The 21,390-nt window shown below is 70.1% G+C and carries 19 protein-coding genes and 1 pseudogene; 14 read left to right on the forward strand and 6 right to left on the reverse strand.

Annotated elements, in window-relative coordinates; all coding sequences use genetic code 11:
* Positions 1 to 3: 3 nt before the first annotated feature.
* Positions 4 to 897, reverse strand: coding sequence for a diacylglycerol kinase (locus tag ACIRQP_RS02970; RefSeq protein WP_403882443.1), 894 nt, complete (start codon positions 895 to 897; stop codon positions 4 to 6).
* A gap of 217 nt (positions 898 to 1,114) precedes the next feature.
* Between ACIRQP_RS02970 and ACIRQP_RS02975 the strand changes: the two genes are divergently transcribed.
* Positions 1,115 to 2,398 carry an adenylosuccinate synthase gene (locus ACIRQP_RS02975; RefSeq protein ID WP_403882446.1) on the forward strand — a complete coding sequence of 428 codons (1,284 nt, stop codon included), beginning with the start codon at positions 1,115 to 1,117 and terminating at the stop codon, positions 2,396 to 2,398.
* A gap of 626 nt (positions 2,399 to 3,024) precedes the next feature.
* On the opposite strand, the gene ACIRQP_RS02980 is transcribed toward ACIRQP_RS02975, so the two are convergent.
* Positions 3,025 to 4,113 (reverse strand): CehA/McbA family metallohydrolase, encoded by a 1,089-nt coding sequence (locus ACIRQP_RS02980; RefSeq protein WP_403882449.1) that lies wholly within the window; start codon positions 4,111 to 4,113, stop codon positions 3,025 to 3,027.
* Between the two features lie 52 nt (positions 4,114 to 4,165).
* Between ACIRQP_RS02980 and ACIRQP_RS02985 the strand changes: the two genes are divergently transcribed.
* From ACIRQP_RS02985 to ACIRQP_RS02995, 3 genes and pseudogenes are all read left to right on the forward strand, one after another.
* Entirely contained in the window at positions 4,166 to 4,432 is a 267-nt protein-coding gene (locus ACIRQP_RS02985) for a hypothetical protein (RefSeq protein ID WP_403882452.1), read from the forward strand.
* Positions 4,420 to 4,848 (forward strand): hypothetical protein, encoded by a 429-nt coding sequence (locus tag ACIRQP_RS02990; protein ID WP_403882455.1) that lies wholly within the window; start codon positions 4,420 to 4,422, stop codon positions 4,846 to 4,848. Before ACIRQP_RS02985 ends, ACIRQP_RS02990 begins: the two co-directional genes overlap by 13 nt.
* Before the next feature lie 36 nt (positions 4,849 to 4,884).
* Positions 4,885 to 5,088 (forward strand): annotated as a pseudogene (locus ACIRQP_RS02995) (hypothetical protein); the annotation flags it as partial.
* Here ACIRQP_RS02995 and ACIRQP_RS03000 read toward each other — a convergent pair.
* From ACIRQP_RS03000 to ACIRQP_RS03010, 3 genes are all read right to left on the reverse strand, one after another.
* Entirely contained in the window at positions 5,078 to 5,536 is a 459-nt protein-coding gene (locus ACIRQP_RS03000; protein WP_403882458.1) for a PPOX class F420-dependent oxidoreductase, read from the reverse strand. The pseudogene ACIRQP_RS02995 and the gene ACIRQP_RS03000 sit on opposite strands and share 11 nt — an antisense overlap.
* Positions 5,537 to 5,622: 86 nt before the next feature.
* Positions 5,623 to 7,551, reverse strand: a complete 1,929-nt coding sequence (locus ACIRQP_RS03005) for a serine/threonine-protein kinase (RefSeq protein WP_403882461.1) — start codon at positions 7,549 to 7,551, stop codon at positions 5,623 to 5,625.
* A gap of 168 nt (positions 7,552 to 7,719) precedes the next feature.
* On the reverse strand, positions 7,720 to 8,367 hold the full coding sequence (locus tag ACIRQP_RS03010) for an HD domain-containing protein (protein WP_403882464.1): 648 nt from the start codon (positions 8,365 to 8,367) through the stop codon (positions 7,720 to 7,722).
* A 128-nt stretch (positions 8,368 to 8,495) separates the two neighbouring features.
* On the opposite strand from ACIRQP_RS03010, the gene ACIRQP_RS03015 reads away from it, so the two are divergent.
* The 5 genes from ACIRQP_RS03015 to ACIRQP_RS03035 all read left to right on the forward strand — a co-directional run bounded on the left by ACIRQP_RS03015 (position 8,496) and on the right by ACIRQP_RS03035 (position 15,427).
* Positions 8,496 to 9,497 (forward strand): GlxA family transcriptional regulator, encoded by a 1,002-nt coding sequence (locus tag ACIRQP_RS03015; RefSeq protein WP_403882467.1) that lies wholly within the window; start codon positions 8,496 to 8,498, stop codon positions 9,495 to 9,497.
* Between the two features lie 129 nt (positions 9,498 to 9,626).
* Positions 9,627 to 11,009 carry an aspartate aminotransferase family protein gene (locus tag ACIRQP_RS03020; protein WP_403882470.1) on the forward strand — a complete coding sequence of 461 codons (1,383 nt, stop codon included), beginning with the start codon at positions 9,627 to 9,629 and terminating at the stop codon, positions 11,007 to 11,009.
* A 170-nt stretch (positions 11,010 to 11,179) separates the two neighbouring features.
* Positions 11,180 to 11,863, forward strand: a complete 684-nt coding sequence (locus ACIRQP_RS03025) for a GntR family transcriptional regulator (RefSeq protein WP_403882473.1) — start codon at positions 11,180 to 11,182, stop codon at positions 11,861 to 11,863.
* Positions 11,864 to 11,934: 71 nt separating this feature from the next.
* Entirely contained in the window at positions 11,935 to 14,544 is a 2,610-nt protein-coding gene (locus ACIRQP_RS03030) for a dolichyl-phosphate beta-glucosyltransferase (RefSeq protein ID WP_403883274.1), read from the forward strand.
* A gap of 232 nt (positions 14,545 to 14,776) precedes the next feature.
* Positions 14,777 to 15,427 (forward strand): hypothetical protein, encoded by a 651-nt coding sequence (locus ACIRQP_RS03035; protein WP_403882476.1) that lies wholly within the window; start codon positions 14,777 to 14,779, stop codon positions 15,425 to 15,427.
* 118 nt (positions 15,428 to 15,545) lie between these two features.
* Here ACIRQP_RS03035 and ACIRQP_RS03040 read toward each other — a convergent pair whose 3' ends face one another.
* Positions 15,546 to 16,316, reverse strand: a complete 771-nt coding sequence (locus tag ACIRQP_RS03040) for an SLATT domain-containing protein (RefSeq protein ID WP_403882478.1) — start codon at positions 16,314 to 16,316, stop codon at positions 15,546 to 15,548.
* 408 nt (positions 16,317 to 16,724) lie between these two features.
* Between ACIRQP_RS03040 and ACIRQP_RS03045 the strand changes: the two genes are divergently transcribed.
* The 5 genes from ACIRQP_RS03045 to ACIRQP_RS03065 all read left to right on the forward strand — a co-directional run bounded on the left by ACIRQP_RS03045 (position 16,725) and on the right by ACIRQP_RS03065 (position 21,109).
* Entirely contained in the window at positions 16,725 to 17,060 is a 336-nt protein-coding gene (locus ACIRQP_RS03045) for a YbaB/EbfC family nucleoid-associated protein (protein WP_078490815.1), read from the forward strand.
* A gap of 54 nt (positions 17,061 to 17,114) precedes the next feature.
* Complete coding sequence (recR, locus tag ACIRQP_RS03050; RefSeq protein ID WP_403882481.1) at positions 17,115 to 17,714, forward strand: recombination mediator RecR; 600 nt, start codon at positions 17,115 to 17,117, stop codon at positions 17,712 to 17,714.
* Entirely contained in the window at positions 17,707 to 18,375 is a 669-nt protein-coding gene (locus ACIRQP_RS03055; RefSeq protein WP_365976523.1) for a DUF5063 domain-containing protein, read from the forward strand. Before recR ends, ACIRQP_RS03055 begins: the two co-directional genes overlap by 8 nt.
* A gap of 369 nt (positions 18,376 to 18,744) precedes the next feature.
* Positions 18,745 to 20,016 (forward strand): aspartate kinase, encoded by a 1,272-nt coding sequence (locus ACIRQP_RS03060; protein WP_403882484.1) that lies wholly within the window; start codon positions 18,745 to 18,747, stop codon positions 20,014 to 20,016.
* 34 nt (positions 20,017 to 20,050) lie between these two features.
* On the forward strand, positions 20,051 to 21,109 hold the full coding sequence (locus tag ACIRQP_RS03065; protein ID WP_403882487.1) for an aspartate-semialdehyde dehydrogenase: 1,059 nt from the start codon (positions 20,051 to 20,053) through the stop codon (positions 21,107 to 21,109).
* Positions 21,110 to 21,390: the final 281 nt, after the last annotated feature.

Raw genomic sequence — 21,390 nt, forward strand, 5'->3', positions numbered from 1 at the left:
AGATTACCTGGAGCCCGCCCCCGCCCCGGCCGAGCCCGTCGCCGCCGGAAGCGTCAGCTGCCACGCCCCCGGCCGGAGCGTCCAGGTCCGCGTCCGTACCGGGCCCGTGACGCGGCTGTCCGCGCGGTAGCGGAAGTCCGCGCCCGAGACCGTGACGGACAGCGCGCTGGCGCGGACCGGCTCGGGCGAGGCGTGCGTACGGATCACGACCTCGGCGCGGCCCGCTCGGGAGGACACCCGTACGCCCTCGACCGGCTCGTCCAGATCGTTCAGCAGCACGCCGTCCGCCTCCACCCTCAGCCGATGGTGCGTATGTGCCGCGAACACATAGGGGACCGGCCGTACGAGCGTACGGACCAGGGAGCGGCAGGTATGCCAGACCGACCCCGTCGCCGGGGCAGTGCCCGTCGCTCCCGTCTCGTCCCTCGTCCCCCTCGCGCCCCTCGCGGGCAGTGCCGGGATCCGCAGATCCCCCAGCACCACCCCGTCGCTGTCGTCGACCAGCAGATCGAGCCGGCGCGCCGCGCCGTCCAGCACGGCGCGCGCCGCCGCCACCGCGCCCGTGGGCACGCCCAGGGAACGGGCCAGCTCCACAGAAGCGCCGACCGGCACCAGCGACAGCGCGCCCGAGGCCAGCTCCCGTTCACGGTGGAGCAGGGCGACGGTGCGCAGCAGCGCCCGGTCGTCGCCCACGACCACGGGCCGTCTGCTGCCGCGCCGGGCCAGCGCCCGCGCGAATTCCTCGGGGCCGTCGGGGAGACACAGCTTCACCCCCGCACCCGCGCTCAGCACGTCCTTCGCGATCCGCACCGATTCGCCGTCGGTCCTGCGGGCGAAGGGGTCGATGACCACCAGAAGCTGTTGCGCACCGTTCTCGGCGGGCTCTGGAGCCGACACCTCGGTCCTTCCTCGGGTAGCATCTTTGTGCAAGAGCCCCTTGCGCTATTGCGCCAGGGGCTTCGTCTATTCCGGGGCATCCGGTTCGACGGTCAGGACCGCGTCGTACAACGTTGTGCGATGTCATACGCGTAGATATGGCGTACACGCGCCGTATGAACGGCGTTTGCGCGCCCCCTGGCCTTGGACATGCCCCGCCCGGAAGGGGTGTACGCCTGTGCCCGCACTTGTGCTGCTCGGTGCTCAGTGGGGTGACGAAGGCAAGGGAAAGGCCACCGACCTGCTCGGTGGGTCCGTGGACTATGTCGTGCGCTATCAGGGCGGCAACAACGCCGGTCACACGGTCGTCGTGGGCGACCAGAAGTACGCACTGCATCTTCTCCCTTCCGGAATCCTCTCCCCGGGGTGTACTCCGGTGATCGGCAACGGAGTGGTCGTCGATCCGGCCGTCCTGCTCTCCGAGCTGAGCGGGCTCAACGAGCGCGGTGTCGACACGTCCAAACTGCTGATCAGTGGTAACGCGCACCTGATCACGCCGTACAACGTAACCGTCGACAAGGTGACGGAACGGTTCCTCGGCAAGCGGAAGATCGGTACGACCGGCCGCGGCATCGGCCCGACCTACGCCGACAAGATCAACCGCACCGGCATCCGCGTCCAGGACCTCTACGACGAGTCGATCCTGGAGCAGAAGGTCGAAGCGGCGCTGGAGTCCAAGAACCAGTTGCTCGCCAAGGTATTCAACCGCCGCGCCATAGAGTCCGGCAAGGTCGTCGAGGAACTGCTGACGTTCGCCGACCAGCTCAAGCCGTACGTCGCGGACACGACGCTGATCCTCAACAACGCCATCGACCAGGGCAAGGTCGTCCTCTTCGAGGGCGGCCAGGGCACGCTGCTCGACGTGGACCACGGCACGTATCCCTTCGTCACCTCGTCCAACCCGACGGCGGGCGGCGCCTGCACGGGCGCGGGGGTCGGTCCGACGAAGATCAGCCGGGTCATCGGCATTCTCAAGGCGTACACGACACGCGTCGGCGCCGGACCGTTCCCGACGGAGCTGTTCGACGAGGACGGCGAGGCGCTGCGCCGCATCGGCGGCGAGCGGGGCGTCACAACGGGCCGCGACCGCCGCTGCGGCTGGTTCGACGCGGTGATCGCGCGCTACGCGACGCGGGTCAACGGCTTGACGGACTTCTTCCTCACCAAGCTCGACGTGCTCACGGGCTGGGAGCGGATCCCGGTGTGCGTGGCGTACGAGATCGACGGCAAGCGCGTCGAGGAACTCCCGTACAGCCAGACGGACTTCCACCACGCGAAGCCGGTGTACGAGTACCTGCCCGGCTGGTCGGAGGACATCACGAAGGCGAAGACCTTCGCCGACCTGCCGAAGAACGCGCAGGATTACGTGAAGGCGCTGGAGGAGATGTCGGGAGCGCCGATCTCGGCGATCGGCGTGGGTCCGGGCCGTACGGAGACGATCCAGATCAACTCGTTCTTGTAGGAACGGGGTTGGGTCGGTTCGGTCGGTTGGGTTCGGTCTGTTCCCCGGTTTGGGTTCGTGCCGGGGGGAGTCGGGGTGGGCCGGGATGTTTGGTGTCGGGTGGGGGCCGCCCCTCAGGTTTCAGTTTCGCGGTTGCGGGTCGGGCGTCAAGGGCGCTCCTTCGTCGCGTCGGTTACGCCGATTGCGCTTCGCTCCACCCTTGACTCCCGTCCCTCCACCGCAAGTGCAGCTTTGAGGGGGGCGGCCCCGGGGGGAGGGGTCCCCGGGGCCGCCCCCTTGGTCCCGGGGGCCGTTGCCGACTGCCGGTCCGGTGGGCCCTGCGGGGCTGCGCGGGAGTGGTGTGGGTGGTCCGGCCCCGGCTCAGCGGCTGAGGGTCGGGAAGTGGCCGGGACTCATGCCCCGCTGGTGGGGGTGTGTGGGTGGTGGGGTGGGTGTGACTGGTGAGGCGCCGAGTGGGCCGGTCTGGGTCGGTGATGTGTCGTGGGGACGAGTTAGCCGAACACAGGACGCGTCACCGGCCGGAGAGCCCCGGAACAGCCCGACAAACCAGGACATATAGATACGCGACGGCAAAGCCCCGGGCCGCTGGCCCGGGGCTTTCGTCGCGCTGTCGGCATCCGGCGCCGTCAGGGCTCCAGCCACCAGGGGCTGGAGTATGCGACACCCATGTCGTTGCAGGGGTGGCCCGCCGGGCCCGGCTGCCCGTTCGGCTGCGAGGGGTCGGAGACCCGCAGCACGACCCACGCACCGTCCTCGACGTCGAGCGGAACGGTGAACTCGACCAGGCTGCCGGACGTGGTCTCGATGATGTCGGCCACGGTCGGCGCGTTCGTGCCGGGGCGCAGCACCTGGACGTTGAGGGGCTTGCCGGCCCACTCGGCGCCGCGGTCGAGGTCCACGGCGAAGCGGACGTCGCCGGAGGCGAGTGGCAGGACGCCGCCCATCCGGACCCCGTTCGCGGTGGCGTCGAGGCGCAGTCCCGAGTACCGGGTCGCGAAGAAGCGGCGGGCGCGCAGGGCTTCGAGCACACCTGCGCGGGTGTTCTCGGTGACCCAGAGCCCGGCGCGGCCCACGCCCTCGGGGTGGCCCCACTCGGTGCCGTGGTGGTCGCTCAGGCCGGTGATGCCGGTGCGCCAGCCGGCGTTGAGGCAGGCGTTGAGGTTCGAGGACTGGCTGTCCGCCCAGCCGTCGAAGAGGTAGTCGTCGCCGCGGTTGAACATCTCGACGCTGACCATCTTGTCGCGCGCCGCGGCGACGTAGGCGAAGTTGTTGAAGCGTCCGGCCTCACGGCCCGGATGGTTGAAGCCGGTGACGCCGTCCCGGCTGCCGAGCCAGTTGTAGTGCGAGTTCATCGAAGTGGCCCCGCCCAGGTCGACGAACTGGTCCGTGAACCAGACGTTGGCGTGGCCGATGAGCGGGTTGGACCACTCGAAACCGCGGATGGCGGTGTACGTGCCGGGGTCGCCCGCGGCGTCCGCGAGCCGGCGGGTACGGTCCCACTCGCTCTGGGTCAGACCGTTGATGGCGAAGAGGGTGGTGTGGTCGGTGAGCGCCGCCACGTCGAGCCCGGCGTCGCGCATGGAGGCGAACGCGAGGGCGGGGTCGCCGTCGCCGTCCGACATCAGCGTGTGGTTGTGCAGATCGGCACGGGCGAGCGGGCCCCGTAGACCCCCGGCCTGTTCCAGGGCCGGTCCATCAAGAGAACGGAGTGCCATGACCATCACACTCGAACGACCTGCGGAGGTATACCGCAGGTATACTGCGCCCATGGCTGACACCACGATCAAGGTCGACCCCGTAGTCCGCGACCGGCTTCAGGAACTGGCCAGGGATCGTGGGATGACGATGCGCGACCTGCTGACCGAGCTGGCAGGTGCGACCCCCACCAAGGAAGAACTCCGCAAGCGGTACGAGGAGACCAAGGCATACGTCGAGGAGCACTTCCTCGGCAGGCCGTACACCGAGGAGGACGAGAAGGCGGGCGAGGCGCTGTGGGCCGGCATCGTGTCCGGGAGTATCGGGTGGGTCCAGTGAAAAAGGACGCGTACCCCCTTCCGCGCGCGGTCATCCTCGATGACACCGCGGCTCTCGCGCTCGGCGCGGGCAACCGGATGGCGTCCCGCCTGGTGGTGGAGGCGGAGAAGGACCCGACGCTGAGGATCTACGTTCCCGCCCTGTGCCTCGCGGTCGCCGAGAGCGATCGGGCGGGCGTGGCCGAACATGTCGGCGCCCTGGAGTCGGTGGACATCACGGAGCTGGACTTCGCGGGCGCGGCCGCGGTGGGCAAGCGTCTCCGTGGCCAGAAGGCCGTGGACGCGGACTGGAGCGGCGCACACGCACTGCACCTGGCGCAGCCGTCGGTCGAGTGGCCGAGGGGCAGGCCGGTGGTCACCGTCGATCCCGTGCGGTACCGAGGTGCGGGCGTACGGGTGATCCCCATCGAGGTGTAGCACCGGACGGGCGGCGGTGCGGGGCCGGACTGCAACCGGCCCCGCACCGGATCCCGCGGCGGTCGCCCACCCAATTTCGACAAGGACGACTACAGGGAGCGGCACACGGTCGAGTGCGGGATCAACCGGCTGAAACGCCACCGCGCGGTTGCGACGAGGTACGACAGGCGCACGCTCGTCGTCCGCTGCCACGCGACCGCGCTGGTCGCGGCCATCAACGGGACAGCCCTTAGCCATTGATGTCCAAGGCCGTCCCGTACAGCCGCTCCACCCTCAACCGAATGACGATCCTGCGCTCGGCGACCAGCTGCTTGAGGAACGCGTCTTCGTCCTCCGGCTTCGCGGCCGTCGGGATCATCGCGAGCAGTTCCCGCCCGACCGCGTCGCCGGGAACCCTCGTGATCTCGGAAGCCTCTGCCGCACCCTCGGCGACGGCGAACGACCACACGTCGCCACCCTGCACATGCAGCGCCGCGCGCGGATTGCGCCGCAGGTGTTTGACCTTGACGCGGTCGGCCGTGGTGGACAGCCGCACGATGTGGGCCTCGGGGTCCCAGTTGTAGAGCATGGTGGTCAGGTGTGGATGGCCACTTTGCTTGACAGTGGCGAGGGTCCCGAACTGCTGCCCGGCGAGTAGAGCAGAGAGGGCTTCGTTGGACAGGGAGCGAGGCGCTGGTCCTTGAGTCATGCTGCGATCAACTTCCTTGACCTCCCCGGCATTCCACGCCCTCTTGCGCCCTACCATCCACTCTCGCAACAGACCCTGATCCCTGCTCAGTTCTCCTTGGTGTAGGTCAGGGACTCGCCGCTCGTCGTCACCCGGCTCAGGCTGCCGTCCGGCTGGATCGTCAGTTCCGTGGAGGTGCCGGGAGTGCAGGCGGACATGGGTTCGCCGGTGGTGACGTTGGAGGGGCCGATCCTCAGCGGCTCCTCCGGGGACGGCGCCGAGGCCAAGGGGGCCTCGAAGACGCAGTGGTACGTGCCGTCGCCGGGCGGGCCGTCCACTGTCAGGGAGAGGACCGTATCGCCCACCTTGCCCTGCTGGATGACGAGTCTGCGGCCGCTGTGGCCGGCGTCGGTTTCCACCCCGCCGGTCCAGGTGCCCAGATACTCCGTGGGTACGTCGCCCTTCTTCGCCTCGGAGGGAGTGGGGGAGGGAGTGACAGACGGTTGGGACGAGGGGGCGGCCGGATCGTCGGCCGCAGGCGTTGGGTCGGCCGTGCCGCTGACCCGTGTGCTCTTGTCGTCCTTCGTGCCGCCGCCGTCCATGAAGGCGTACACCGAACCGCCCGCCCCGATCGCGACGACCACTGCCACGGCGATCAGCGCGATCGTGGCGCGGGTGCTGCGCGGTGTGGGTTCGGGCTCCGGGGGCGTGACGTACGTCGGTGCCGTGCCGTACGGAGGGGTGGGGCCGAACTGCGCGGGAGGGGGCGGCAGTGGCCCGTATCCCGGCTGCGGATAGCCGTACGGTTGCGGAGCCGGAGCCGGAGCCGGAGTCTGCGCCTGAGCCGGGACCTGCGCATGAGCCGGAGTCTGCGCCTGAGCCGGAGCCGGGACCTGCGCCTGCGCGGCCGGAGCCTGAGCAGCCCGGTCCGGCATCGCGGTGGCAGGGGCGGCAGGAGCGACAGGCCTCGGAGTTGGGGCAGGTGCCGGTGGAGTCGGCGCCAGCCGCAGCGTCTGCTCCGACGGTACCTCCACCCCCGGCCCCGGTCGCTGCAGCCGGCCCGTCGGGTCCTCGTACTCCAGCAACTCCACCGCATGCCGCCCCAGTTGGGCCAGCAGCCCGCCCGGCAGCCACGGTTCCCCGCCCGGTCCCGCCCCCGAGTCCGCCGCCTCGCCCACCCGGGCCAGTACGTCCCGTGTCGTCGGACGCGCGGCGGGGTCCTTCTCCAGGCAGCCGCGTACCAGCTCGGCCAGGACCTCGGGCAGTCCGGTCAGATCCGGTTCCTCCTGCGCGATACGGAACATCAGCGCGTGCACACTCGTGTCCGCCGCGCCGAACGGCGGCCGGCCCGTCGCCGCGTACGCCAGGACCGAGCCCAGGCAGAACACATCGCACGCCGCCGTCACCCGGTCGCCGCGTACCTGCTCCGGTGCCATGAACCCGGGCGAGCCGATCAGCGTGCCGGTCCGGGTGAGGCTCTCGCCCGTGACCTCGTCGGCGACCGTCTCCAGCGCGCGGGCTATGCCGAAGTCGATGACGCGCGGCCCGTCGATCGTCACCAGTACGTTGGAGGGTTTGAGGTCGCGGTGGATGAGGCCCGCCCCGTGGATGTCCTGGAGCGCGTGGGCGAGGCCCGACGCGAGGATACGAACGGAACGTTCCGGCAGCGGACCGTGACCGCCACCAGCCCCGTCGGCGGGCAGGGCGGACCCGCCCGGCCGGCCCGAAACGACCATGTGAAGGGACGGGCCCGCCACGTATCCCGTCGCCACCCAGGGCACCGGCGCCTCCGTGTCGGCGTCGAGGACGGGCGCCGTCCACGTACCGCCGACCCGTCGCGCCGCCGCGACCTCCTGCCGGAACCGGCTGCGGAACTGTTCCTGCTCGGCCAGTTCCTGGTGGACGAGCTTGACGGCGACCGTACGGCCCCGGTCGGAGCGCGCCAGATAGACCTGGCCCATGCCGCCCGCGCCGAGGCGTGCGAGCAGCCGGTACGCGCCTATGCGTTGCGGATCGTCAGCTACGAGTTTTTCCATGGCCGGCCGGCCCCTCCCAAGTCGTCACGCCTTGGATCATCTCGCATGACACGGCCGAGCCCATGGGCGGTCTCGAACGAAACCTCTACGGACTGGTGTTCGCCGGAACAGAGAACTCCGTTCTGCTCACTCGGACCCGCTCACTCGGACCCGCTCACTCCGGTCCGCTCACTCGGGCCAGGCCGAGTTCTCGATCACGTCCACGAAGTCCGTCCGTACGAACCCGGGCGAGAAGCGCGCCAGCACATCCGCGTTCACATTGCCGAAGGTCGTCTCCGGCCGGTGTTCGTTCCCCTCCGTGAACGCCTGGAGGATCCGGCGCTTGAAGTCCGGCCGCGGGTGGGCCGCCACGACTTCCTCCCTCACCTTGTCCGGTACGGAGTCCAGCCCCATCCCCAGCACATCGAACTCGACGCCCGCCGTGACCAGCGCGACCTCGGGCTCCATGCGGTACGGGACCCCCGGCGTCGTGTGCAGGGCGATCGAGGTCCAGACGATCCGCGCGCTCTCCTTCGAGAGCCCGTGGCTCAGCAGGAAGTCGCGGGCGGCGTCGGCGCCGTCGAGTTCGAAGCGCTGCCGCGAGGCGCGGTGGCTCTCGGTCAGGCCGAGGTCGTGGAACATCGCGCCGATGTAGAGCAGCTCGGGGTCGTACGTGAGTCCGCGCTGCCGTCCCTGGAGCGAGCCGAAGAGGAAGACCCGGCGGGAGTGGTCGTACAGCAGGGGGGTGGTGGTGTCCCGCACCAACTCGGTGGCTTCCTTGGCGAGGGCGCTGTCGGGGATCTCGATATCGGCGATGCGTTCGGCCGAGGCGGACATAGCGGGTTCCTTTCGCGACGCTGCTTTCGCTTCCGCCTTCCATCTCAACCCGGTCACTCCGCCCCCGCCATGTCTATCCGGACCCAAACCCCACACATATGGCTATGGATCCGGGCTACCGTTGCCGCATGAGGGCCGGAGAGCGCGCCGGACGGCGCGTCGGAGAACGCAGAGACATCACCGTGTTCGTGTACGACGGCGTTCGGCTGATGGATGTCGCCGCGCCGCTGGAGGTGTTCGGTACGGCGGCCGGGCTCGGCGGCGCGTACAGCACGGCGGTCTGCTCGGCGGACGGCCGTCCGGTGATCACCTCCACCGGCACCCGGCTGCACGCCGACGTGGCGGCGGCCGAGATCGGCGGCACACACACGCTCGTCGTGCCCGGCTCCGACGCCCTGCCGCACCGCCCGCCGCCGGCCGGGCTCCTGGACGCGGTGGGCGAACTGGCCGGCGACGACAGGTCCCGTCGTATCGCCTCCGTCTGCACCGGCGCCTTCGCGCTGGCCGCCGCCGGGCTGCTGGACGGCAGGCGTGCGACGACCCACTGGCGGCACACGGCCGCCCTCGCCCGGCGCTATCCCGCGATCACCGTGGACCCGGACGCGATCTTCGTACGGGACGGCCGTACGTACACCTCGGCCGGGGTCACCGCGGGGATCGACCTCGCGCTCGCGCTGGTCGAGGACGACGAGGGCGTGGAGCTGGCCCGTGAGGTCGCCCGCGATCTGGTGGTCTTTCTCCAACGGCCCGGCGGGCAGTCGCAGTTCTCCGTGGCGGCCCGCACGCCGAGCCCGCACCACGACGGGCTGCGCGGACTGCTGCGGGAGGTGACGGCGGACCCGGCGGCCGATCACTCGCTGCCCGCGCTGGCCCGGCGCGGCGGGCTGAGCGCGCGCCATCTGACGCGGCTCTTCAACGAGCAGGTCGGCAGCACACCGGGGGCGTACGTCGAGTCCGTACGGCTGGAGGCGGCGAAGGCGCTGCTGGAGGCGGGGGAGACGGTGACGGGCGCGGCGCGGCGCAGCGGGCTCGGCAGTGACGAGTCGCTGCGGCGGGTGTTCCTGCGGCAGCTGGGCGTGACGCCGTCGGCGTACCGGTCACGTTTCCGGACGACCGCCCCCGCGAACTGAGCCGGGATGACGAGACGAACGGGGTGAGCGGACGGGGCACAGCCCGTTCGACAGGATGCCGACCAAAGTGGCTCACTCCATACAGCTTGGCGATACCGCCCCTCTATCGCGCCTCCCTACCCTTGCCGCATGACCCCTCATACCGACCCTGTCGGCCCGGTCGACCGTGCCGACCCGCAGTCCGGTGCCGCGGTGAAGGCCGCGGACCGAGCACACGTGTTCCACTCCTGGTCAGCCCAGGGCCTGATCGACCCGCTCGCCGTCGCCGGCGCCGATGGTTCCTACTTCTGGGACTACGACGGCAACCGCTATCTCGACTTCAGCAGCGCCCTCGTCTTCACGAACATCGGCTATCAGCACCCCACGGTCGTCGCGGCCATCCAGGAGCAGGCCGGCCGGCTCGCGACTTTCGCGCCCTCCTTCGCCATCGATGTGCGCTCCGAGGCCGCACGCCTCATCGCCGAGCGCACCCCGGGCGATCTCGACAAGATCTTCTTCACCAACGGGGGCGCCGAGGCCGTCGAGAACGCCGTCCGGATGGCCCGGCTGCACACCGGCCGTCCCAAGGTGCTCTCCGCGTACCGCTCGTACCACGGAGGTACGTCCACCGCGATCAACCTGACCGGCGACCCGCGCCGCTGGGCGTCCGACAGCGGCACGTCCGGCGTGGTCCGGTTCTGGGCGCCGTTCCTCTACCGTTCGCCGTTCTACGCCTCGACGGAGGCCGAGGAGTGCGCCCGCGCGCTGGAGCACCTCGAAGCGACGATCGCCTTCGAGGGCCCGGCCACCGTCGCCGCGATCATCCTGGAGACGATCCCGGGCACGGCCGGCATCATGACGCCGCCGCCCGGCTATCTCGCGGGTGTCCGCGAGATCTGCGACCGGCACGGCATCGTCTTCGTACTGGACGAGGTGATGGCGGGCTTCGGCCGTACGGGCAAGTGGTTCGCCGCCGAGCACTTCGACGTGGTGCCGGATCTGCTGACCTTCGCCAAGGGCGTCAACTCCGGGTACGTCCCGCTGGGCGGAGTCGCCATCTCCGCCACGATCGCCGAGACCTTCGCGAGCCGTCCGTACCCCGGCGGGCTGACCTACTCGGGCCATCCGCTGGCCTGTGCCGCCGCCGTCGCCACGATCGGGGTGATGGCGGACGAGAAGATCGTCGAGCACGCCGCGCACATCGGCGAGACGATCCTCGGCCCGGGGCTGCGCGATCTGGCGGCCCGCCATCCGTCGGTCGGTGAGGTGCGCGGTGCGGGGGTCTTCTGGGCGCTCGACCTGGTCAAGGACAAGGAGACGCGCGAGCCGCTGGTGCCGTACAACGCGTCGGGCGAGGCGAACGCGCCTATGGCCGCCTTCGCCGCCGCCTGCAAGAAGAACGGCCTGTGGCCCTTCGTGAACATGAACCGTACGCACGCGGTGCCGGCCTGCAACATCACCGAGGCCGAGGCGAAGGAGGGGCTGGCGGTCCTGGACCTGGCGCTGACGGTCGCGGACGAGCACACGGCGTAGTCCGACGGGCGGCCCCGGCGTGGCGGCGGTGGTCCGGGCGTGGCGTCCGGTGGTCCCGGCGTGGGGCGGGCGGGCCTGGCAACGGGGGCGGGCGGGCCCGGCCCGTCCGCCCCGAACCCCCGCGTCACCTGGCTTAAGGTGTCCGAAGCCGGACGAGGGGACGGAAGACCATGCCCGCCAGCGGAGCTGTGACCCGCAATACTTTGCGGCAGCAGATCGCGGACGCGCTGCGTGACGAGGTGCTCGCGGGGCGTTTGCTGCCGGGCCAGGAGTTCACCGTCAAGCAGATCGCCGAGCAGTACGGGGTCTCCGCGACCCCGGTCAGGGAGGCGCTGGTCGATCTCTCCGCGCAGGATCTGCTCGACTCCGACCACCACCGCGGCTTCCGCGTCCATCAGTTCTCCGTGGACGACTTCCGGCGGATGGTCGACGCGCGCTCGCTGATCGTGGACGCCGTCTTCCGCAGGCTGGAGGGCGAGCATCTGGCGGCCAGGGCGCACGGCACGGTGCTGGTGTCCGTACGGCGCCGTGCCGAGGAAGCCGCGCGTGCGGCCAGGAGCGGGGATCTGACCATTCTCATCGGCTACGACCTGCGGTTCTGGCGCGAGTTGTGCGCGCTGGTCGCCAACCCCTATGTCGCGGACTTCCTGCACCGGCTGCGCGTCCAGGCGTGGGTGTTCTCGGTGCCGTTCCTGCGCGAGGACCCGGAGGTCCGCAAGCGGCTGTGGGGCGGGCACGAGCAGCTGGTCGACGCGCTGACCCTCGGCGACGTGCCGGCGGTGCGTGCCGTGATCGGTGAGTACGACGACCACTCGCTCATGTGGGCGGACAGGCTGGAGAGTCCGCAGCGGTGACCGGTGACACGGCGAGAGCCCCAGAAGTGGGTGCGGGCGACACGGCGGACGTGGCGAATCCGTCGGACAGCGTGAATTCGTCGGACAGTGCGAATCCGCCGGACGTGCCGGGCGTCGATCTGTCCGTGGTCATCCCCGCGTACAACGAGGAGGGGCGGCTGCGCCCCACCCTGGACGCCGTCCGCGCCCATCTGCGCGCGGACCCGGACCGCTGGGGCACGTGGGAACTGATCGTCGTGGACGACGGCTCGACGGACCGTACGGCCGCGGTCGCCGCCGAGGCCGCGGCGGGCGAGCCGCGCGTCCGGGTGCTGACGGGCGGCGGCAACCACGGCAAGGGCCATGCCCTGCGGCAGGGCGTGCTGGCCTCGAACGGCCGGCGCGTGCTGCTGACCGACGCTGACCTCGCGACCCCGATCGACGAACTGGACCGGCTGGACAAGCAGCTCACGGCCGACGGCGGTGACGGCGCGGCGATCGGCTCGCGCGCGCATCCCGACGCGCGGATCGAGATACGTCAGCTGGCGCTGCGCGAGTGGCTGGGGCGGCTCGGCAACCGGCTGATACGGCTGGTCGCGGTCGACGGGATAGCCGACACGCAGTGCGGCTTCAAGCTGTTCGACGGCGAGCGGGCGCGGGCCGCCTTCGCCGACTCCCGGCTGGACGGCTGGGCGATAGACGTCGAGATCCTGCGGTTCTTCCGGCGGTCGGGGTGGCCGGTGACGGAGGTGCCGGTGCGCTGGGCGCATCAGCCGGGCTCCAAGGTGAAGCCGCTGGACTACGGCAGGGTGCTGCTGGAGCTGGTACGGCTGAGGGCGGCGCGGCCCGGTCCCGGCCTCGACTCCGCAACCGGCCCTGGCCTCGACGCCACCACAGGCCCTGGCCTCCATCCCACCACCGGTCCCGGCCGGCGTCGTCGTACGGGCCTGGCCGTCGGCGGGCTCTTCCTCCTCGCCTCCTTCTTCCTCTACAAGGGCCTGTGGGCCGACCTCGACCACGCCTATCTCGCCGACGCGGGCTCCGACCAGAACCAGTGGGAGTGGTTCTTCCGGGTCACCGCCGACAACGTCACGCACCTCCGCAACCCGCTGTTCACCACCCTCCAGAACTTTCCCGACGGCGTGAACCTGATGGCGAACACCGTCATGCTCGGGCTCTCCGTCCCGTTCACGCCCGTCACGCTCGCCTTCGGGCCGACCGTCACATGGGCGCTCGTCCTCACCCTCGGTCTCGCGGCCACCGCGCTCGCCTGGTACTGGCTGTTCGCGCGCAGGCTCGTGCGCGACCGCTGGGCGGCGGCGCTCGGCGCGGCCCTCGCCGCCTTCGCGCCGCCGATGATGTCGCACGCCAACGCGCACCCCAACTTCCTCGTCCTGTTCATGATTCCGGTGATCATCGATCGGGCGCTGCGGCTCTGCGAGGGCCGGCACGTGGTCCGGGACGGCGTGCTGCTGGGGCTCTTCGCGACGTATCAGATCTTCCTCGGCGAGGAGCCGCTGCTGCTCGCCGTGATGGGCACGCTGCTCTTCGCGCTCTCGTACGCGGCGGTGGACCGCGAGCGCGCGCGGGTGGCGGTGCGCCCGCTGCTGCGCGGGCTGGGGTGGGCGCTGCTGGTGTGTCTGCCGTTGCTCGCGGTCCCGCTGTACTGGCAGTTCTTCGGCCCGCAGAGCTACCACAGCGTGCTGCACGGCGACGGCGCGGGCAACAGCCCGCTCGCCTTCCTCCAGTACTCCGGGCGCGCGCTGTTCGGCGACGAGGCGACGGCCGACAGGCTCGCGTTGAACCGTACCGAGCAGAACGCCTTCTACGGCTGGCCGCTGATCGCCCTGGCGTTCGGGATCGGACTGTGGCTGTGGCGGGCCGCGGTGGTCAGGGCGCTGGCGTTCACGGCGGTCGCGGCGGCGCTGCTCTCGCTGGGGCCGAGGATACGTATCCCCTTCACGGACGTGGTGCTGACGGGTCCTTGGCGGATCCTCGCCCATCAGCCGCTCTTCGAGTCGGTCATCGAGTCACGGGTGGCGATGATCTGCGCGCCCGCGCTGGGCGCGCTGGTGGCGCTGGCGGCCGACCGGCTCGCCGACCGGCGCGCCGACCGGCGCGCCGAGGAGACGGGACTTCTGAAAAATGCCCCAGGCGGGGCGGCCCTGGAGGAGCGGCGCAGGCTCCGGCTCGTGGCGTACGCGGCGCTGGCCGCGGGCCTGCTGCCGATCGTCCCGACGCCGCTGCCGGTACGGGAACGCCCGGTCGTCCCGGCGTTCATCGCGGACGGTACGTACCGCTCGTACGTCGGCGAGGGCGAGACCGTCGTGCCCGTACCGCTGCCCGATCCCGGCAACGCGGACGCGCTGCGCTGGCAGTCGGCGAGCGGCCTCGGTTTCTCGGTGCCCGGCGGGTATTTCAACGGGCCGTGGGGCGAGGAGCGGATGGGGATCTACGGGGCGCCGGCCCGCTACACCTCGAATCTGCTGCGCGATGTCCGCTACAGCGGCCAGGTCCCGGTCATCGACGCGAAATGGCGCGCGCAGGCCCGCTTCGACCTGGCGTTCTGGAAGGCGGGGGTGGTGGTGCTCGCGCCGCAGCCCAATGACGCGGCGCTGTACGAGACGTTGGAGAAACTGCTCGGTGGGCCGGGGAAGCGGGTGGGCGGGGCATGGATCTGGGATCTGCCGCCTACGGGATGATGTCTCCGTAGGCACCCACGCGTTCCAGTGGGCACCCACGCGTTCCAGTGGGTACCCGCGTACACAGTAAGCAGCCGGGTACACAGTGGGCACCCGCGTAGACAGTGGGCACCCGGACATACCAGTCCCCGTCGCCCCGGCCTCTTCGCTGAACGTGCCCGCCGCATTACGCTGTCCCGACCGTCGCGACCATCGCGCGCCCGCGTACGACCCGTTGGAGAGCGAGCCTCCCTTGGCCTGTGACCTGTGGTTGGTCCCCCTCGTCGATGTGCTGTGCCACAGCCCCGACAACCCCTTCGCCGAAGAGATCGCCGTCTACGACAAGGCGCTCGGTGCTGCCGGGCTGCCGTCCGTTCCCGTCTTCGCCTATATGCCGGGCCTCTCGGGGGATGTCGCCCCGGTCGCCGGCTTCGACTACGACGCGCTGCACTTCCTGCGGCGCGCGTATCTGCTCCAGCTCTGCGGCCTCGCGGTGACGCCGGTCGGTGAACTGGGCGGTGACTACGAACAGTTGCTGGAGATGTTCGAGTCGACGGCCCAGCAGTCGCATCTGGTCTGGCACTACGACCACGCGGGCGCGTATGTCCCGGTGGACTATGACGCGCCCCTCTCGAACGAGGAACTCCTCGCGGGCGGCGGCCCGCTGGGCTCCACGCAGGGTCTGCTGCGGGAGTTGGAGATCGTCGGCCCGGCGATCGGTATCGACCCGGCCAACCCGCCGGCCGCCCCCGCCCCGCCGGCCCGCCCCACGTCCTTGGAGGAACCGGCGACCTCCATCCCGTACGACGACAGCCCGTTCGCCCGGGAGCGCCATGTGTGGCTCGGTCTGCACGCGGCGGCCACCAGGAGCCTGGGCCAGGGCTCGATGATCATCTTCAGTTGAAGAGCGGAAGAGCGCTGCATTCGGAAGAGAGCGGAAGAGCATGAGGGCCGGGGGCCGGCCGGCGGCGAAACGCCGGCCGGCCCCCGGTCTTCTGCCGGCACCGTGCGATCTCCTGCCCTCACCGCGCTTCCGGCGGTCGCTGCCTCGGCATGTTCGGGCGGGTGCCCGGGGGCAGCGGAACACGTCCCGGGGGCGGTACGGCGCCCTCCCCGCGCGCCCCGCCCATCGGCACCGATTGCATCATCAGCGGCGCGGGCCCCGAGCGGAACTCGACCATCCAGTCCGCCGTCTCCGCCCGTACCAGCTCCGTCACGTCCTCCGTGAACCGCCGCAGGACCCCGAGGCAGCGCTCCGCCGCCTCGCTGGCCGTGCCCTCGGTCGGCCCGAGGACCTCCCGTACGCACTCCGACGCCCAGTCGAACTGGAACGTCTGCAGTCTGCGCTGCACCGCCTGCGCCGTCGCGACCGCCCGCAGCCAGCCGGACGTCAGCCCGAGATACCGGTCGCACCCCGCACAGGCCGCGCCCAGCAGCAGCGAGAGGTATCCCCACCCCGCGGCCCCGGTCAGCGCGCCCGTCAGATCCAGCAGTGGCAGCGCCGCGCCCGCCGTCACCGCGAGAGCCGTCGCCGCCCGCAGGGCGCGGGCGGCGCGCCGCTTGCGTACCCGGTCGGCGAGATACCAGTCGACCGTGCGCAGCGCCCCCGTCTCGACCCAGCGGTAGAGCTCGTCGAGCCGCTCCGCGGGCTCCCCCCAGTCCCCGAGCGGGAACGGACCTCCGGTCAGATCGCCGTAGAACGGAGGGCCGCTCTCGTCCTCGCCGGTGGTCTCCCCGGACGGAGGCCCCTCCTCCCGGGCGGGGCCTCCGGGCTGCATCTCCGGCTGGCTCACCTGGGTACTCCTCTACGGTCTGGCTATGACTCTGCGTGACGGTCGGTGTGCGCGCGTACTGCCCAGGGCCTGCCCAGGACCTGCCCAGAGCCCGCCCAGGGCCTGTCGATGCGGCTGCCGACGCGTACGCACTTCCTACCGCCAAATGGTGGGCTCTGTGCCCGAAACCTCGGCATTTCCTTCCGTGTGGACGCCGTGATCAGGTAGGGGAGCAGGGAGGCTCTCACTCGAAAGAGTTCGCTTGGGGTTCGTTCCGGCGGGGTAGGGCGAGGTGCCCGGGGACCACGTAGGCTCGCCTTACGGACAACTCGTACGGATAACCCGTCCCGGGAAATCCGTCCGGAAAATCCGTTCCGTAACGCGTTCAGTAACCAGTCCTAACTCGTCGTCGAGATGCCAGGAGTGACCGTGATTCCCGGTGGTGGTCAGCCCAATATGCAAGAGCTGCTCCAGCAGGCCCAGAAGATGCAGCAGGACCTCGCGCGGGCACAGGAGGAGCTGGCGGACGCCGAGGTCGAGGGGCAGGCGGGCGGTGGTCTCGTGAAGGCCACGGTCAACGGCTCCGGAGAGCTGCGTGCTCTGGTCATCGACCCGAAGGCCGTCGACCCCGAGGACACGGAGACCCTCGCGGATCTCGTCGTCGCCGCCGTGCACGCCGCGAACGACAACGCGCAGCAGCTCCAGCAGGAGAAGCTGGGTCCGCTGGCGCAGGGGCTCGGCGGGATGCCGGGCCTGCCCTTCTAACCCGCGCTGACACCAACTAGCGTACGTACTCACCGCAGTAGGGAAGGCAATCCGTTGTACGAAGGCGTGGTCCAGGAACTGATCGACGAGCTGGGCAGGCTGCCCGGCGTCGGTCCCAAGAGCGCGCAGCGGATCGCCTTCCACATCCTCCAGACCGAGCCGACCGATGTCCGCCGTCTCGCCCATGCCCTCCTTGAGGTCAAGGACAAGGTCCGGTTCTGCGCCGTGTGCGGCAATGTCGCGCAGGAGGAGCGCTGCGGGATCTGCCGTGACGCGCGCCGCGATGTGACGGTGATCTGTGTCGTGGAGGAACCGAAGGACGTCGTCGCCATCGAGCGCACCCGCGAGTTCCGCGGCAAGTACCACGTGCTCGGCGGCGCGATCAGCCCCATCGAGGGCGTGGGCCCCGATGACCTGCGGATCCGTGAGCTGCTGGCCCGTCTCGCCGACGGTACGGTCACCGAACTGATCCTGGCGACCGACCCCAATCTGGAGGGCGAGGCCACGGCCACGTACCTCGCCCGCATGATCAAGCCGATGGGCCTGAAAGTCACGCGCCTGGCCAGCGGTCTGCCCGTGGGGGGCGACCTGGAATATGCCGACGAGGTCACGCTCGGGCGTGCCTTCGAGGGGAGACGACTTCTCGATGTCTGACGCAACGCTGCACGCCGTGAACCAGGATCCGGACGACTTCGCGGTCCAGATCGCCGACCAGATCGAGAGCTTCATCGTGGCCGTCACGGAAGTGGCGAAGGGCGATGAACCGGACAGCGCCGTGCCGTTCCTGCTGCTGGAGTTCTCCCAGCTCATGCTGGCCGGCGGTCGGCTGGGTGCCCACGAGGACATCCTTCCCGACGAGCGGTACGAGCCCGATCTCGGCCCCGAGCCGGACGTGGACGACCTGCGCGAGCGCTTCGCCGTGATCCTTGAGCCGATCGATGTCTACTCCGAGGTCTTCGACCCGTACGAACCGCGCAAGGCGCCCGTGCCGTCCCGTATCTCCGACGACATCGCCGGTGTGGTGACGGATCTGCGCCACGGTCTGGCCCATTACCGCGCGGGTCGGACGACCGAGGCGCTGTGGTGGTGGCAGTTCTCGTACTTCTCCAACTGGGGTTCCACCGCCTCCGCCACCCTCCGTGCCCTTCAGTCGCTGGTCGCCCACGTACGCCTCGACCAGCCGCTCCCGGCCCTGGACGGCCTCGACACCGACCAGGACCTGACCGAGGAGGCCGAGGACGTTCTGGCGGAGGAGGCCGGCAAGGTGATGGCGGAGGAGATCGCGACCCCGCTGGGCATGCGCACGCTCAGGTGACGCGGGCGGTTTGACCGACGCGGGCGGCTTGAGTGACGAGGGCGGCTCGGACGGCTCGGGTGACACAGGCGCCCGACGTGACGAGGGTGGCTCGGGTGACGCGGGTGCCCGACGTGACGCGGGCGGCTCGGGTGACGCGCGGGGCTCGGGTGTGACTCAGGTGACGTGAGCGGGCAAGGCTCCGTGACGTGGGCCACGTTCCCGCGTGTACCGCGCCATCGGGGGCATGCATGCACACCGAGCGGCCGTGTGCGTCTCAAGATGATCACGGAGTGGGCGGGATATCTCACGATGTGGTATAGCCGGGACGCCGTGCAGTCGCTCGTTAAACTGAGCCGACAGTGACTATGGACTGAGCGAGGAGCGCACGTGGGCCTTGTCGTGCAGAAGTACGGAGGCTCCTCCGTAGCCGATGCCGAGGGCATCAAGCGGGTCGCCAAGCGGATCGTCGATGCCAAGAAGAACGGCCACCAAGTGGTCGTCGTGGTGTCGGCGATGGGCGACACGACGGACGAGTTGATCGATCTCGCCGGGCAGGTATCCCCCATCCCCGCCGGGCGTGAGTTCGACATGCTGCTGACCGCGGGAGAGCGGATCTCCATGGCCCTGCTGGCGATGGCGATCAAAAACCTGGGCCACGAGGCCCAGTCGTTCACCGGCAGCCAGGCGGGCGTCATCACCGACTCGGTCCACAACAAAGCGCGCATCATCGATGTCACGCCGGGCCGGATCCGCACAGCGCTCGACGAGGGCAACATCGCCATCGTGGCCGGGTTCCAGGGAGTGTCCCAGGACAAGAAGGACATCACTACGCTGGGCCGTGGCGGCTCGGACACCACCGCTGTCGCGCTCGCGGCGGCGCTGGACGCCGAGGTGTGCGAGATTTACACCGACGTGGACGGTGTCTTCACCGCGGATCCCCGGGTCGTCAAGAAGGCCCGGAAGATCGACTGGATCTCGTTCGAGGACATGCTGGAGCTCGCCAGCTCCGGCTCCAAGGTGCTGCTGCACCGGTGCGTCGAGTACGCACGCCGTTACAACATCCCGATCCATGTCCGCTCCTCGTTCTCGGGGCTTCAGGGCACATGGGTCAGCAACGAACCGCAAGGGGACCGCAAGGTGGAGCAGGCCATCATCTCCGGTGTCGCCCATGACACCTCAGAGGCGAAGATCACGGTCGTCGGTGTCCCCGACAAGCCCGGCGAGGCCGCGACGATCTTCCGTGCCATCGCCGACAACGAGATCAACATCGACATGGTGGTGCAGAACGTCTCCGCCGCGTCGACCGGTCTGACCGACATCTCCTTCACGCTGCCGAAGACCGAGGGCCGCAAGGCCATCGACGCGCTGGAGAAGACGAAGTCGACGATCGGGTTCGACTCGCTGCGCTACGACGACCAGATCGCCAAGATCTCACTCGTCGGCGCCGGCATGAAGACCAACCCGGGCGTCACCGCCGGATTCTTCGAGGCGCTCTCGGACGCGGGCGTGAACATCGAGCTGATCTCGACATCGGAGATCCGTATCTCGGTGGTCACCCGAGTGGACGAGGTCACCGAGGCCGTACGCGCCGTGCACACCGCGTTCGGGCTCGACAGCGACTCCGACGAGGCCGTGGTCTACGGAGGCACCGGACGATGAACGCGTCCCGTGGCGCCGCGCGGAGCGCCGCGCGATGAACGGCGGGCCGACGCTCGCGGTCGTGGGTGCGACCGGAGCGGTCGGCGCCGTGATGCTCCAGATCCTGTCGCAGCACGCCGACGTCTGGGGCGACATCCGGCTGATCGCCTCCGCGCGTACGGACGGCGGCAAGCTGTCCGTACGCGGGGAGGCGACCGAGGTCGTCGCGCTCTCAGAGGCGGTTCTCGACGGTGTGGACGTGGCGCTGTTCCTCGTACCGGACGAGGTGTCCGCCCAGTGGGCGCCGATCGCCGCGGCCAAGGGCGCCGTGGTCGTGGACAATTCGGCCGCGTTCCGGATGGACCCCGAGGTCCCGCTGGTCGTGCCCGAGATCAACCCGCATGCCGTACGGGTCCGTCCGCGCGGCATCGTCGCGAGCCCGGGGTGCGCCACGCTCTCGATGATCGTGGCGGTGGGCGCGCTGCACGCCGAGTTCGGCGTGCGCGAGCTGACGGTCTCCTCGTACCAGGCGGTCAGCGCCGCGGGAAAGGACGGCGTCAGCGCGCTGCGCGAACAGCTCTCCCTGGTCGCGGGTACGGAGCTGGGTACCCGCCCCGGCGATGTGCGCCGCGCGGTGGGCGATGCCACGGGGCCCTTCCCCGCCCCGCTGGCGCTGAACGTGGTGCCGTGGTCCGGGTTCGCCCTGGAGGGCGGCTGGTCCTCGGAGGAGATGGCGATCCGCGCGGAGACCAGGAAGATCCTGGACCTGCCGACGCTGCGGGTGGCGGCGACCTGCGTCCGGGTCCCGGTGATCACCGGGCACTCCCTCGCCGTGCACGCGCGCTTCGAGCAGGAGATCACGGTCGGCCGGGCGCACGAGATCCTGGCGACCCAACCGGGCGTAGTGCTGTTCGACAACCCCGGCGCGGGCGACTTCCCCACGCCCGCGGATGTGGTGGGGACGGATCCGATCTGGGTGGGGCGGGTACGGCGGTCGCTGGACGACCCCCGGGCGCTGGAACTGTTCGTCTGTGGCGACAATCTCCGCAAGGGCGCCGCGCTGAACACGGCTCAGATCGCCGAGGCCGTCGCCGTCGAGCTGTCGCGGCGGTGACTCCGGCCCGGGAACGGGTGGCCGCGTGGGCAAGCGAAAACAGGAAGCGAAGGGTCCGCAAAACTTTGTAGAATCTGTGAACGTCCTGTGGGCAATTCCACGCTCCATGCCTCTTGAACTGGGACGTTGTCGTGTTCGACGATGCACATCCGTCTTTCTGCGAGGGCTCTGCAACCGCTGGACGGCTGGAAAGCGTCTCTGCGGTCGCCCCTTTGCGATGTCGCAAATATGGGGCATAGGGGGAGATCAGTTACGCATGAGGGTATTTGGTGCAGCGTCAA

The sequence above is a fragment of the Streptomyces sp. NPDC102274 genome, from assembly GCF_044766385.1.
Lineage (GTDB): Bacteria > Actinomycetota > Actinomycetes > Streptomycetales > Streptomycetaceae > Streptomyces.